Origin of the sequence: Cupriavidus sp. SK-4 (assembly GCF_000611125.1) — a bacterium.
Lineage (GTDB): Bacteria > Pseudomonadota > Gammaproteobacteria > Burkholderiales > Burkholderiaceae > Cupriavidus > Cupriavidus necator.
In genome coordinates this window covers 1-13,062 of the sequence record NZ_JFJW01000103.1, presented here as the reverse complement: position 1 = coordinate 13,062, position 13,062 = coordinate 1, and the positions used below count along the sequence as shown (strand labels likewise).

General features: G+C 66.8%; 10 protein-coding genes and 1 pseudogene. 2 read left to right on the top strand and 9 right to left on the bottom strand.

Annotation, left to right across the window (positions count from 1 at the left end):
- From CF68_RS23165 to CF68_RS23150, 6 genes are all read right to left on the bottom strand, one after another.
- Nucleotides 1-1,863, bottom strand: a 1,863-nt coding sequence (locus CF68_RS23165; protein ID WP_235205861.1) for an FUSC family protein, incomplete at its 3' end; no start/stop codon positions are given.
- Nucleotides 1,853-1,990 carry a DUF2474 family protein gene (locus tag CF68_RS36415; protein WP_084187397.1) on the bottom strand — a complete coding sequence of 46 codons (138 nt, stop codon included), beginning with the start codon at nucleotides 1,988-1,990 and terminating at the stop codon, nucleotides 1,853-1,855. The genes CF68_RS36415 and CF68_RS23165, both read right to left, overlap by 11 nt.
- Nucleotides 1,990-2,997, bottom strand: coding sequence for a cytochrome d ubiquinol oxidase subunit II (cydB, locus tag CF68_RS23160; protein ID WP_035823342.1), 1,008 nt, complete (start codon nucleotides 2,995-2,997; stop codon nucleotides 1,990-1,992). Before cydB ends, CF68_RS36415 begins: the two co-directional genes overlap by 1 nt.
- A 13-nt stretch (nucleotides 2,998-3,010) precedes the next feature.
- Nucleotides 3,011-4,450 (bottom strand): cytochrome ubiquinol oxidase subunit I, encoded by a 1,440-nt coding sequence (locus CF68_RS23155; protein WP_035823334.1) that lies wholly within the window; start codon nucleotides 4,448-4,450, stop codon nucleotides 3,011-3,013.
- 291 nt (nucleotides 4,451-4,741) lie between these two features.
- Nucleotides 4,742-4,864 carry a hypothetical protein gene (locus CF68_RS39000; RefSeq protein WP_010809255.1) on the bottom strand — a complete coding sequence of 41 codons (123 nt, stop codon included), beginning with the start codon at nucleotides 4,862-4,864 and terminating at the stop codon, nucleotides 4,742-4,744.
- 43 nt (nucleotides 4,865-4,907) lie between these two features.
- Nucleotides 4,908-6,338, bottom strand: a complete 1,431-nt coding sequence (locus tag CF68_RS23150; RefSeq protein WP_035823332.1) for an OFA family MFS transporter — start codon at nucleotides 6,336-6,338, stop codon at nucleotides 4,908-4,910.
- A 298-nt stretch (nucleotides 6,339-6,636) separates the two neighbouring features.
- Between CF68_RS23150 and CF68_RS23145 the strand changes: the two genes are divergently transcribed.
- Entirely contained in the window at nucleotides 6,637-8,040 is a 1,404-nt protein-coding gene (locus CF68_RS23145) for a sigma-54 dependent transcriptional regulator (protein WP_051591643.1), read from the top strand.
- Complete coding sequence (locus CF68_RS23140; RefSeq protein ID WP_235205860.1) at nucleotides 8,013-10,172, top strand: cache domain-containing protein; 2,160 nt, start codon at nucleotides 8,013-8,015, stop codon at nucleotides 10,170-10,172. The genes CF68_RS23145 and CF68_RS23140 overlap by 28 nt, the downstream gene beginning before the upstream one ends.
- Here the strand turns inward: CF68_RS23140 and CF68_RS23135 are convergent.
- The 3 genes and pseudogenes from CF68_RS23135 to CF68_RS23125 all read right to left on the bottom strand — a co-directional run.
- Nucleotides 10,125-10,919 carry an alpha/beta fold hydrolase gene (locus tag CF68_RS23135; protein WP_035823330.1) on the bottom strand — a complete coding sequence of 265 codons (795 nt, stop codon included), beginning with the start codon at nucleotides 10,917-10,919 and terminating at the stop codon, nucleotides 10,125-10,127. The genes CF68_RS23140 and CF68_RS23135 overlap by 48 nt on opposite strands.
- 97 nt (nucleotides 10,920-11,016) lie before the next feature.
- Nucleotides 11,017-12,522, bottom strand: coding sequence for a DASS family sodium-coupled anion symporter (locus CF68_RS23130; RefSeq protein WP_035823328.1), 1,506 nt, complete (start codon nucleotides 12,520-12,522; stop codon nucleotides 11,017-11,019).
- A 108-nt stretch (nucleotides 12,523-12,630) separates the two neighbouring features.
- Nucleotides 12,631-13,062 (bottom strand): annotated as a pseudogene (locus tag CF68_RS23125) (DUF3300 domain-containing protein); the annotation flags it as partial.

Below are 13,062 nucleotides of genomic sequence, written 5' to 3'. Positions count from 1 at the left end.
GCCAGCGGGGGCGCGCCGCAGCGCGAGCGCGGCGGATTCGACCAGGAAGTCGGCAACGGCGCTGCCGGCCTGCCTGTCGCTGGCATTGTTGCGGCGGGTCAATGGCGGCCACTGGCGCAGCAGCCGGTCCAGCATGCGGCCGCGCAGCCGCGCGCTGTTGACCGGCGCGCGCGGGTGCGCTGCCAGCGCGATCTCGTTCCAGTTGGCCCTGGCCAGCCGGTAGGCCACCAGCTGCTGGCCGAAGGGCTGCATCAGGACCGCCCACAAGGCCGAGAACACCAGCGCCGCCAGGCTTGCCAGGCTGCTGTTGAAGATGCCGGCGAAACTGGCCGCGGTCAGGTGCTGCGGGCCCGGGAACGACGCCGCCGTGACCGCCAGCAACACGCCGAACAGCGCATTGCGCGGCTGCGTGGTCATGGCGCCGATGACCAGGTACGGGCCGAACAGCAGGGCGGCCAGCGAGCCGAAGTCATGGGCCAGCTGCAGCACCACGAACTGGTAATACCAGGACAGCAACGCACAGCCGATGCTCCACGCGATCACGCGGCCGGCCATCAGCCGCGGCTCCGCGGTGGTGGCGATAAAGCAGCTGGCGAGCGCGGCCAGGCCGACCGGGACGGCGCCGTCGACCCAGCCCGACACCATCCACAGCAGGCCCGCGACGAAGGTGGCCGAGCCGGCGGTGGCGCCGCGGAACAACAGCTGCGCGTGGTCATGGTGCCGGGCCTGCCCGGCCGGTTCCACGCGGTACCGCAGCGCGGTGGGCTCGCTCCCGCCCTGGCGCAGGCTGGCCTGCAGTACGCGGCAGTCCTGCCAGAGGTCGCCCAGCTCATCCAGGTAGGTGCAGGTCGCCGCGACCAGCCGTGCATGCCAGTCCGCGGGTGCGGCGGGCGTGGTTCCTGCCGGGTACCAGGAAGGCGGGGGCCGGGACGCGCCGGCGTCGCCGGCGATCCAGGCCAGCGTGGCGCGCATGCGCTGCGCGACAGTGTCAGGCATGCCCGCCGGATGCCGGCGCAAGGCGCTGGCGGCATCGGCCAGCGCCAGCACCAGCGGCAGCAGGGCCGTCATGCGCTGGTGCAGGGCACGTGCGCGCCGCAGGGTCAGGGCGCCGTCGGATTCATAGGTCAGCTGCGCCAGCTGGGTTTCCATTGCCAGGATATCGGCGGCCAGCAGGCTGAAGCTGTCATGGCGCTGGCCCGCGCTGGCACCGGCGGCCAGCACGTCGATGATCCAGCGCGAGGCGTGGTCCAGCCACGCCGACGCGCGCGCGGCCAGCGCCGGCGTGGTGCGCGAGGGAAAGACCACCGCACTGACCACGCTGGCGCAGACGATGCCGATGATGATTTCCTCGATGCGGGTGAGGGCCACGTCGAAGACTGTGGCCGGGTTGGTGACCGTCGGCAGCGCCACGATCGGCAGCGTATAGGCGGCCAGCAGGCAGATGTAGTTGCGCGGCGCCGGCTCCAGCAAGGACAGGTAGAGCAGGGTGCCGGTCCAGCACGCGATGGCGGCCATCAGCAGCACCGGCTCGTCGACCAGCCAGGGCACCAGCGCCACCGCGCACACGGCGCCCAGCAGCGTGCCGAAGACGCGGTAGGTGCCCTTGGCATAGGTGGCGCCGGCCAGCGGGCTGGACACCAGGTAGACGGTGGCCATGGCCCAGTAGGGCCGCGGCAGCCCGAGCGCCAGCGCCACGTAGAGCGCCAGCATTGCCGCGCCGAACACCTTCAGCGAATGCAGCCAGGGTGCAAGGTCGGCGCGTCCCGCCCAGGCTGCCGCGAGCGTGTCGAACACGCTTGCGGTGCGCGCGGGCAGCGCGGGGCGGGAGAGCGGGCTTGAGGACGGCATGGCTTCAGTTGGCAAGCCCGGCTGCGCGCATCAGCAGCTTCATTAGGCTGGCGCAGACGAAGACCGTGCCGACCCCTGCCAGCCACAGGGCCAGCAGCCAGCCCAGGCGGGCCGCCAGCCGCGAATGCAGGATCCTGGCCATCAGTGGTACCCCTCCCCGCGCTTGACCTTGCCGCGGAACACGTAATAGGACCAGGAGGTGTAGGCCAGGATGATCGGCACGATAAACAGGGTGCCGACCAGCGCGAAGCCCTGGCTTTGCGGGGGCGACGACGCATCGAAGATCGAGATCGACGGCGGGATGATATTGGGCCAGATGCTGATGGCAAGCCCGGTATAACCCATGAAGATCATCAGCAGCGCATACATGAACGGCGACACGTTCGGGTGGTTGCGCAGGGACCGGTAGATGCCGAAGGCCGAGACCAGCACCAGCAGCGGCACCGGCAGGAAGAAGAACAGGTTGGGCAGCGCGAACCAGCGTTGCGCGATCTCCGGATGGGTCAGCGGCGTCCACACGCTCACCGCGGCGACCATCGCCAGCATCACGCCGGTCAGCACGTTGGTCACGCGCAGCATGGTCCATTGCAGGCGGCCCTCGGTCTTCATGATGAGCCAGGTGACCCCGAGGAAGGCATAGGTGATCACCACGCCCACGCCGCAGAAGATCGGGAACGGCGCCAGCCAGTCGAGCGCGCCGCCGGTGAAGGTGGTGCCCTCCATGGTGATGCCGTCGATATAGGCGCCCAGCGTCACGCCCTGGAAGAAGGCCGCAACCACCGATCCCCACGTGAACGCGGCATCCCAGTAAGGGCGGCTGCGGTCGCTGGCCTTGAAGCGGAATTCAAAGGCCACGCCGCGGAAGATCAGGCCCATCAGCATGAACATCAGCGGCAGGTAGAAGGCGCTGAGCAGCACCGAGTAGGCCAGCGGGAAGGCACCCAGCAGCGCCGCGCCGCCCAGCACCAGCCAGGTTTCGTTGCCGTCCCAGACCGGCGCCACCGTGTTCATCATGACGTCGCGGTCATGACGGTCGCCGACGAAGGGGAAGAGAATGCCGATGCCAAGATCGAATCCGTCCATGATGACGTACATCATCACGCCGAAGAAGATCAGGGCGGCCCAGATAACGGGAAGGTTGATACCCATGTTGATCACCTGTTCAGGATTCGCGCTGGCCGTGCGGGGCCATCGGGTTGGGTGTGGAAGCCGCGGCGATGGCGGCGGGAACGACGCTGCCGGGTCCGTAGGACGGCTCTTCGTGCGGGTGCGCGTCGGGGGCGGGGCCGGCGCTGGCCAGCTTGAGCATGTAGCGGATGCCCACGCCGAAGCAGACGAAGTAGATCACCACGAACAGCGCCAGCGACAGCGCCACCGGGCCGGCCGCATGCGCGGAAACGGCATCATGGGTACGCAGCAGTCCATAGACCACCCACGGCTGGCGGCCGATCTCGGTGGTCATCCAGCCGGCCAGCAGCGCGATCAGGCCGGCGGGGCCCATCAACACCGCGAGGCGCAGGAAGGCCTTGGACCGGTACAGCGCGCCGTTGCGGCGCAGCACCCAGCCCAGCAGGCCGAACAGGATCATCGCCACGCCCAGGCCAACCATGGTGCGGAAGGTGAAGAACAGCACCGTGGCATTGGGGCGGTCTTCCTTGGGGAAGTCCTTCAGGCCACGGATCTGGCCGTCAAGGCTGTGCGTGAGGATCAGGCTGCCCAGGCGCGGAATCTCGATGGCGTAGCGGGTTTCCTCGCGTTCCATGTCGGGGATGCCGAAGACGATCAGCGGGAAGCCGCCCTTGTCATCCTTGGCGGCGGTGTTCCAGTGCCCCTCCATCGCCGCGATCTTGGCGGGCTGGTGCTCCAGCGTGTTGAGGCCGTGAGCGTCGCCCACCACCGCCTGGATCGGCGCAGCGATCAGCACCATCCACAGGGCCATCGACAGCATCTTGCGGGCGGCGGGAACGGCGCGGTCATGCAGCAGCTGCCAGGCCGAGGATGCCGCCACGAACAGTGCGGTCGACAGCAGCGCGGCGATCACCATGTGCGCCAGGCGGTAGGGGAACGACGGGTTGAAGATCACCTCGAGCCAGTCGGTCGGCACCACCTTGCCGGCAACGATGACGTAGCCGGCCGGCGTATGCATCCAGCTGTTGGATGCCAGGATCCAGGTGGAGGAAATCATGGTGCCGAGCGCCACCATCACCGTCGAGAAGAAATGCAGCCCCGGCCCGACCCGGTTCCAGCCGAACAGCATCACGCCAAGGAAGCCCGCTTCCAGGAAGAAGGCGGTCAGCACCTCATAGGTCAGCAGCGGTCCGGTGACGCTGCCCGCGAATTGCGAGAAGCCCGACCAGTTGGTGCCGAACTCATAGGCCATGACCAGGCCGGAAACGACCCCCATGCCGAAGTTCAACGCGAAGATCTTGATCCAGAACTGGTACAGGGTCCGGTACACCGTGTCCTTGGTGTAGAGCCAGCGTGCTTCCAGGAACGCCAGGAAACATGCCAGCCCGATGGTGATGGCGGGAAATAATATGTGGAAGGAAACCGTGAATCCGAACTGGATTCGAGCGAGTTCCAGGGCTGTGAGTCCGTACATCGAAGTGCTCTCCGTGGGGTTGCCGCCGGCACGACGGCGTGTCGCGCGAGACTACGGACAAGCGTAAGGACTACAGCCTGCCCGCTAGGGATACAGTTCTTGCGGAACCGTTCAAGCTCAGTTCTTCAGGCCGGAAGCAGCGCTTGCCAGGCACCTCGTGCCACCGGTACAGATGACGCGATTGCGCGGGATCACAGTCATGCGACAGGATCCCGCGGCACCGGTCAGGAGGCTGCTCTGGCGTGCGCTGCGAAGATGGATCGGTACGCAGCGGACGGCCGGCGCGAGCGTTCAGCTGAACAGCTTCATGGCCTTCCCGAGGGTGGACCAGATGCCCGCGCCCAGCGGGATCAGCACATAGGCCCAGAACGCGAGCAGCAGCAGCGTCTTGCCGAAGGTTCGGTCGTCTTGCACGGTGGTGTCTCCTGTGTATTGGTATCGGAAGCCGCGGTGGCGCTCAGGCTGCGCTGGTGGCTTCGCGCAGGTGGTGGCGCTCATGCACCGGCCGGATCAGCAGGTTGCAGACGAACCCCGCCACCAGCAGGCCGGCCATGATGTGCAGGGTGTCGACATAGACCTCTGACCTGGGCACACCCATGGCCAGCTTGTGCTCGCGGATGTAGTTGACCAGCGCCGGCCCGGCAATGCCGGCGGCGGCCCAGGCGGTCAGCAGGCGGCCATGGATGCCGCCGACGTAGGCCGTGCCGAACATGTCGGCCAGGTAGGCGGGAATGGTGCTGAAGCCGCCGCCATACATGGTCAGGATCAGGAAGTAGCAGAGCACGAACAGGGCCACGTTGCCGGACGAGCCGACGGCCGGCACCGCCATGTACAGCGCGGCGCCGAAGGCGAAGAAGATGGCATAGGTGATCTTGCGGCCGAAGTAGTCGCTGGCGGAGCTCCACAGGAAGCGCCCCGTCATGTTGCCGATGCTGAGCAGGCCGACGAAGCCGGCGGCGGCTGCCGCAGTGATGCTGCCCTTGAAGGTTTCCTGGATCATCACCGCAGCCTGGCCCAGCACGCCGATGCCGGCGGTGATGTTCAGGAACAGGATCACCCACAGCAGGTAGAATTGCGGCGTCTTCAGGGCCTGGTCGATGTGCACGTGGGCGTGCGTGACCATCTTGCGGGCCTTGGTGGTGGGTACGTAGCCCGGGGGCGCCCAACCCGGGGGCGGGATGCGGATGGCCAGCGCGCCTATCGACATCGAGATGAAGTAGACCACGCCCATCACCAGGAAGGTCTGTGCCACGCCCGCGCTGGTCGCGCTCTTGAAGGTGTTCATCAGCGCGACCGACAGCGGCGCGCCAATCATCGCGCCGCCGCCGAAGCCCATGATTGCCATGCCGGTGGCCATGCCGCGGCGGTCGGGGAACCAGCGGATCAGCGTGGACACCGGCGATACGTAGCCCAGCCCCAGCCCGATCCCGCCCAGCACGCCGTAGCCCAGGTACAGCAGCCAGATCTGGTGCAGCCAGATGCCGAGCGCCGACACCAGGAAGCCGCCGCCGAAGCAGCAAGCGGCCGTGAACATGGTTCTCCGCGGCCCGACCTTCTCCAGCCACTTGCCGGCAAACGCCGCAGAGATGCCAAGGAAGAAGATCGCCAGCGAGAACACCCAACCCAGCGTGGTCAGTTGCCAGTCGCCCGGCGCGGACTGCGTGACGCCGAGGATCCGGGTCAGCGGCTCGTTGAAGACCGAGAAGGCATAGGCCTGGCCGATGCACAGGTGCACCGCCAGCGCGGCGGGCGGCACCATCCAGCGGTTGAAGCCGGGGCGGGCGATGATGGCCTCCTTGGAGAAGGCCGACGGGCGTGACGCTGGCCGGGACGGCGACGCGTGTTGGGACTTCTGCGAGGGCGTTTGCGCTTGCGCGGGGTATGACATGAAGTTGTCTCCTACCTGGAAGTGGCAGCCTCTTCTTGCGCGTGATGCGATGGGCTGGAGTGCGTGGTTCAGCAAAAGCCATGCCCATGGCGGATTCCGTTTGCCGTCAATGGCTTGCCGCGCGCTGACCGGGCCATCCGGCGCAGCCGTGGACAAAATGTCCTGGCACAGGCCCCGCGCGCGGGCCAAACTGTCCATCCCTGGCCGCGGTTTGCGGAGCTGGCTCGGTTTACTCCCAATACAGGCGGATAGCGCACTGTCGCTAGACTCTTCCCTTGCCCCCGCAACTACTAAAGTGATGAACGAAAGACAAAGCAACGCCGCTGAAGCCGACAACTGGCAGCGCCGCACGATCCTGGTGGTGGACGACGAGGCTGGCATGCGTTCGTTCCTGTCGCGCGCGCTCGAAGGCAAGGTGGGCAGCGTGGTGACGGCCGACAGCGCCGAAGCGGGTGCCGCGCTGCTGGAGCAACGGCATTTCGACCTGATCCTGCTAGATGTGGCGCTGCCCGGTATCAGCGGGGTGGAGTGGCTCAAGACACTGCGCGCGGCCGGCAACCCCGCCGATGTGATCCTGATGACGGCCTTCGCCGACATGGACACGGCAATCGCCGCGCTGCGCTCGGGCGCAGCGGACTTCATCGTCAAGCCGTTCCGCGTCGACCAGATGCTCAATGCCATCCGGCGCTGCTTCGACCGGACCCGGCTCGCGCGTGAGAACTACCTGCTGCGCCGCGAGCTGGACAAGTACACCATCCACAAGCACTTCATCGGCGAGTCCGAAGCGATGAAGAAGGTCATGGCGCTGGTGGCACGGGTGGCACCGATGCCATCGACGGTACTGGTGACGGGCGAGTCCGGCACCGGCAAGGAAGTGGTGGCGCGCGAACTGCACCGGCTGAGCGGAAGGCAGGGCCAGTTCGTGCCGCTGAACTGCGGCGCGATGGCGCCCGAGATCATCGAAAGCGAATTGTTCGGCCACGCCAAGGGTGCCTTCACCGGCGCGGCCGGGGGGCGCCATGGCCTGTTTCTCTATGCCGACGGCGGCACGCTGTTCCTGGACGAGATCTCGGAGCTGCCGTTGGCGATGCAGGCCAAGCTGTTGCGGGTGATCGAGGACCGGCGCATCCGGCCGCTCGGCACCGAGCGCGAGATTGCCGTGGACGTGCGCATCGTCGCGGCCTGCAACCGCAACCTGGCCAACGAGGTCACCGCCGGGCGCTTCCGCCAGGACCTGTTCTACCGGCTCGACGTCGTGTCCGTCGCCATCCCGCCGTTGCGCACGCGGCCGGAAGACATCGTGCCGCTGGCAGATCATTTCTCGGAGCAGCTGTCGGCCCAGCTCGGACTGCCCGCGGTGCCGCTGTCGCCCTCATTGATGCGGGTGCTCAAGGGCTACGACTGGCCAGGCAATGCGCGCGAACTGCGCAACCTGGTGGAGCGCGCGTTGATCCTTGGCGAATACCCGGTCGAGCTGCTGGCGCACCAGGCCGATCCGGCTCAGGCCAACCTGCCGGAAGCGGAGCGCGAGGACGCAGCCATGCCGGCCGACGACGGCACGCTGCTGGAGTCGGTGGAGCGGCGGCACATCCTGCAGGTGCTGGCAGCCGAGGGCGGCAACCGGGTGGAAGCGGCGCGCCGGCTTGGCATCTCGCGCCGCACGCTGGACCGCAAATGCCTGCAGTGGGGCCTGCGTCCTTGAGCCCGGCTGCGCTGCTGCGCCGCTATCGCGCCTCGCTGCGGGCCAAGCTTGTGTCCATCGTGGTCGCGCCCCTGCTGGTGGCGCTGGTGGCGCTGCTGCTGATCATGGGGTTGTGGGGCAATCGCGCGTTCCAGGCCTTGCTGGCCTACAAGGTCAACAGCGACCTGCTGGTCGCCCACGAGTACTTCGAGCATATGGTGGGCGGCGTGGGCGACCGTGTCCTGCAGGAGGCGAGGTCATATGCGCTGGTGGACGGACTTCGCCGCCGCGGCGCCATGCCCGGGATCCTGGCCGACGCGCGGCGCACGCATGGGCTCGATTTCCTGCAGTTGCTCGATCCGCAAGGGCGGCTGCTTGCCGCTGCGCCTGCCCGCGCGGCAGGGTCGGATTACGCAGCCTGGCGCGTGGTGGCCAGCGCCGCCGCCGGCCGCACGGACGCCGCCACGGACGCATGGTCTGCCACGCAACTGGCCGCGGCTTCCAGCGAGCTTGCCCGACGCGCACAGGTAGCGCTACGCCCCACCGCCAACGCAGCGCAGACCGACAGGACACAGGAAAGCCGCGGCATGGTGATGCACGCAGCCGCACCGGTGTTTGACGAGGCGGGAACGCTGGTGGCGATCCTGCATGGCGGCACGCTGCTGAACAACAACCTCGGCTTCATCGACACGATCAACGCGCTGGTCTACCAGCCGGAATCCCTGCCTCGTGGCAGCGAGGGCACGGCGACCCTGTTCCTGGACGACACGCGCATTGCCACCAACGTGCGGCTGTTCCATGGCGAGCGGGCCCTGGGGACGCGGGTCTCCCGCGAGGTGCGCGACAAGGTGCTGCTGCGCGGGGAGAAATGGCTGGACCTCGCGTTCGTGGTCAGCGACTGGTACATGAGCGCCTATGAGCCGATCATGGACAGCCGCGGCGAGCGGATCGGCATGCTGTATGTTGGCTATCTTGCCAGGCCCATCGGCCAGGTGAAGAACCTGGCTTTTGGGGTGCTGGTGGGCCTGTTCCTGCTGCTGGGCGTGGCGGGGTCGTTGCTGGCCTTGCTCTGGGCCAGGCGCGTGTTCGCGCCGATGGCGCGGATGGTCGGCACCATGCAGGAGCTGAAGGCGGGCGACGCCGATGCGCGCGTGGGCCCGGTGTGCAGCGATGACGAACTGGGCCAGCTCGCCAGCCAGTTCGACCAGCTGCTGTCGGCTCTGCGGCAGCGCAATGACCAGCTCAGGGAGTGGGCGGACTCGCTCGATCGCAAGGTGGCCGAGCGCACGCGCGAGCTGGAGGACGCAAACGCCGAGCTGCGCGCCACCCGGCAGCAGCTGATCACGTCAGAGAAGCTCGCCGTCGCAGGGCACCTTACTGCGGGCGTGGCCCATGAGATCAACAATCCGATCGCGGTCATCCAGGGCAACCTGGACGTGGCCCGCGAGATCCTTGGCCCGGCTGCTGAGCCAGTCCGGCACGAGCTGAGGCTGATCGACGAGCAGGTGCGGCGTATCCACCTGCTGACCAACCGGCTGCTGCAGTTTGTCCGGCCAGAGGCCTACGCCGGCAATATGGAGCGCCTGGATGTGGGTGAAGTGGCGGCTGGCTGCGTCGACCTGGTCCAGCACATGCTGAAGGGCGCGTCGATCCGGGTCGAGCTGGACTGCCTGGCCTCGCGGCAGGTGCGCATCAGCCGCAGCGAGTTGCAGCAGGTGGTGGTCAACCTGCTGACCAATGCCATCCACGCCATGCCCGAGGGCGGCACGCTCACGCTGGGCACGCGCGACTGGGACGGGCAGGGCGTGACGCTGCATGTGCGCGACACCGGCCACGGCATCCGGGAAGAAGACCTGCCCAACCTGTTCGATCCGTTCTTCACGACCAAGAAGCAGATGGGGACGGGCCTGGGGCTTTCCATCAGCTATGCGCTGGTGGAGCGCTACGGCGGCCGCATTACCGTGGAGAGCGCGGTGGGACAGGGCGCCGAGTTCATTGTCTGGCTGCGCGAGGACGGGGCGGCCCCGGCGCAGGCAGAGGCGGGGGGGGGGGGGGGGGGGCGGCGAGCCATGACATGGCATGTTGGCGCCGCGCCCTCGAACCGATCATCGTTCGTGCCTGGCAATGAAGGCTTCCACAGTGTCGTGCAGTAGTACCGGCTTCTCGAGGAAGATGAAATGGCCACCGTCCAGGATGGCAAATTCCGCTCCCGGAATCCGCGCTGCAAGCTCCGCAGAGAAGTGCGGCGGGGCGCAGAAGTCGCGCTCGCCTACCAGTACCAGCGTCGGTGTCGTGATCGATGGAAGATCATCGAAGGCGTCGTGCCCTACGATCATGTCGATCCGGGCAAAGCCGATCTCCGGGTCGAATGTGCCGGCCGATGCGGCATTCACCCAGGCCTGCACCTGCTCCGGGTGCTCGCGGCTGAATTTCGGGTCGAACAGGAACAGTGCGTTCGCCTCGGTGGACGCGCGCAGGCCGGAATCGGTCAGCATGCGTCGCCGCATATCGAACTGGCGGCGGTAGAACGCGTCCGCGCGAGCAATCGAAGAGACAATGGTCGCGCTGCGCAATCGTTCGCGGTGATTGATCGCCAGCAACTGCGCGATGGCGCCTCCGGTTGAGGACCCGACCACATGGACCGGCCCACACCCGACTGCCTCGATGACCCGCGCCATGTCCCGCGCGTGTTGCGTAATCGTCATGTCGCGCGCGGTGCGCTCGGACTGGCCGGTGCCGCGGTGATCCGGCACGATCACCTGGTGATGCCCGGCGAACAGGTCGATCTGTGGTCCCCAGGATGCGCCCACTCCCGCAAGCCCCGCCAGGAGTAGCACGGGCGAACCCTGGCCCTTGACCTCGTAGTGGATCGAAACACCGTCGGACGTTACGGATGGCATTTTGCGTCTCCGGGTTCAGAGCGAGGCGAAGAAGCGGCCGAACGCGTCGACCTGGCGGGATCACGAGCGGGTCATCGGGCGTCGTCCGGCTGCGTGTTCACCAGAAGCCAAGCACCTTCCACCAGACGCTCCCGACCACGGCGAAGATCAGCAGCTCCACCACGCACATCACAAAGCCGACGCGCCACCAGGTTCCCATCGTGACAAAGCCGCTGCCGAAGATGATCGGCGAGGTGCCTGTCGCATAATGGGTCAGCGTCATCATGATCGCCGAGCCGGCCGCCATAAGCAGCATGAACGGCACCACATACTCTGGCGGTATCAGTTGGACTCCGACCGTCAGGAAGGCGAGCATCATCGCACTGATGTGCGCGGTCGTGCTGGCGAACAGGTAGTGCGAGAACACGAAGACCGCCACCAGGATCGCGGCCGTGCCACCCCAGCCAATGCCACTGGCCACGATCGCGTCGCTCATGTCCTTAGAGAACCACCCGATCACACCCTGCTTGTTCAGTTGCTCGGCCAGCATGATCAGCGCACCGAACCATATCAGCGTGTCCCAGGCGCTCTTCTCGGACAGCACGTCGTCCCAGTCGAGGGTGCCAGTGATGATCAGCACGAACAGGCCGACCAAGGCGACCACCGTCGGGTCCAGCGTGAGCGACGGACCGAACACCATCGCCGGAACGTTGGCCCATAGCAGCAGCAGCAGCGCGAAAGTGAATATCATGACCATTTCCTTCGGCGACACTGGACCCATCTTCGCCATTTCGGCGTGCGCATATTCCACCGCATTGGGTGTGGCCTTGAGCTGCGGCGGCGACAACACAAAGATCACCAGCGGCATCACCAGCATGCATAGCAGGCCGGGCACCAACATGCAAAGTGCCCAGCTCGTCCAGCTCAGATGCAGATTCTGATTGGTCGCCTTGGCGATGTAGTCCACCACCAGCGGGTTCGGGGCGGTGGCGGTCACGAACATCGCCGAGGAGATAGGGTTGGCGTGATAGTTGACCAACGCCAGGTAGGTGCCGACCTTGCCCTCCGTGCCCTTGGCCGGGTCCGAGTCGAATGCGTTGGCGATCGACTTCATGATCGGATGCACGATGCCGCCACCGCGCGCGGTATTGCTCGGTGTGAAGGGCGCCAGCACCAGCTCGCAGGTGGCCAGGCCATAGCCGATGCCTATCGTTCGTTTCCCCATCAGGGCGATGAACATCAGGCCGATACGGGTGCCCAGGCCGGTTTTCTTCACGCCGCGGGAGATCAGGATGGCCACCACGATCAACCAGATCAGCGGGCTGTCGAAAGCGGTCAGCGCATCGGCGATCGCCCCCTTGGACGAGGTCGAGGTCACCTGCGACAACGAGAGGACCACGATGGCCATCATCGCCATCACCCCGATAGGCATGACCTTCAGGATGATCGCAACGATGGTGGTCAGGAAGATGGCAACCAGGCCCCAAGCCTTGGGCGTGAGCCCCTCTGGCACAGGCAGCAGCAGCAGGGTGATCAGCACGGCCGTCGTGATCAGGGCGGGGCCCAGCCGGAACGGGACCACGCTATTGAAGTAGAGGAACGCCGCTTTCAGTTTGGTGAGCATCTTGCGATCCTTCCCAGAAGAGTCGATGGAGTTCCGGATGCAGACAGGGCAGCCCAACCGCCGACCAGAGGAACGCGACCTGCACCGCCCGAAACTGGCATTGCTTCCCTAACGTCGTCCGCCGCCACCTCGTCCGCCGCCAAAGCCACCGCCGAAACCGCCGGCGCGGCCGGAGCCTGAATGCAGGCTCGCGCTTCCGCGGCTGGCATCACGCTGCACCGCCTTGCCGCCACTGCCCACGCCCTGGAAGCCATTGTCCCGGCCCCCCGTAGCATCGCGCCCGCGAAAGTTGTTGCGGCCCGCCGCATCGGCCATGCTCCGGCCGTATCTCTCCCGTGTGGCATTGTCGCGATAGGCAACACCCTGGCGGTGCCGCGCGTCGTGCTGCCAGCGGCCTCCCTCGAACTTGCTGGCGTCGAAATTGCGGTCGATGTTCCGGGCCTTGTGGTGCTCCACGTGTACCCCGCCATTGTTCCAGTCGCAGTCGCCAAAAATGGCAATGGCCCCGGCCAGGCCGATGCCCCATGCGATGCCTCCGAC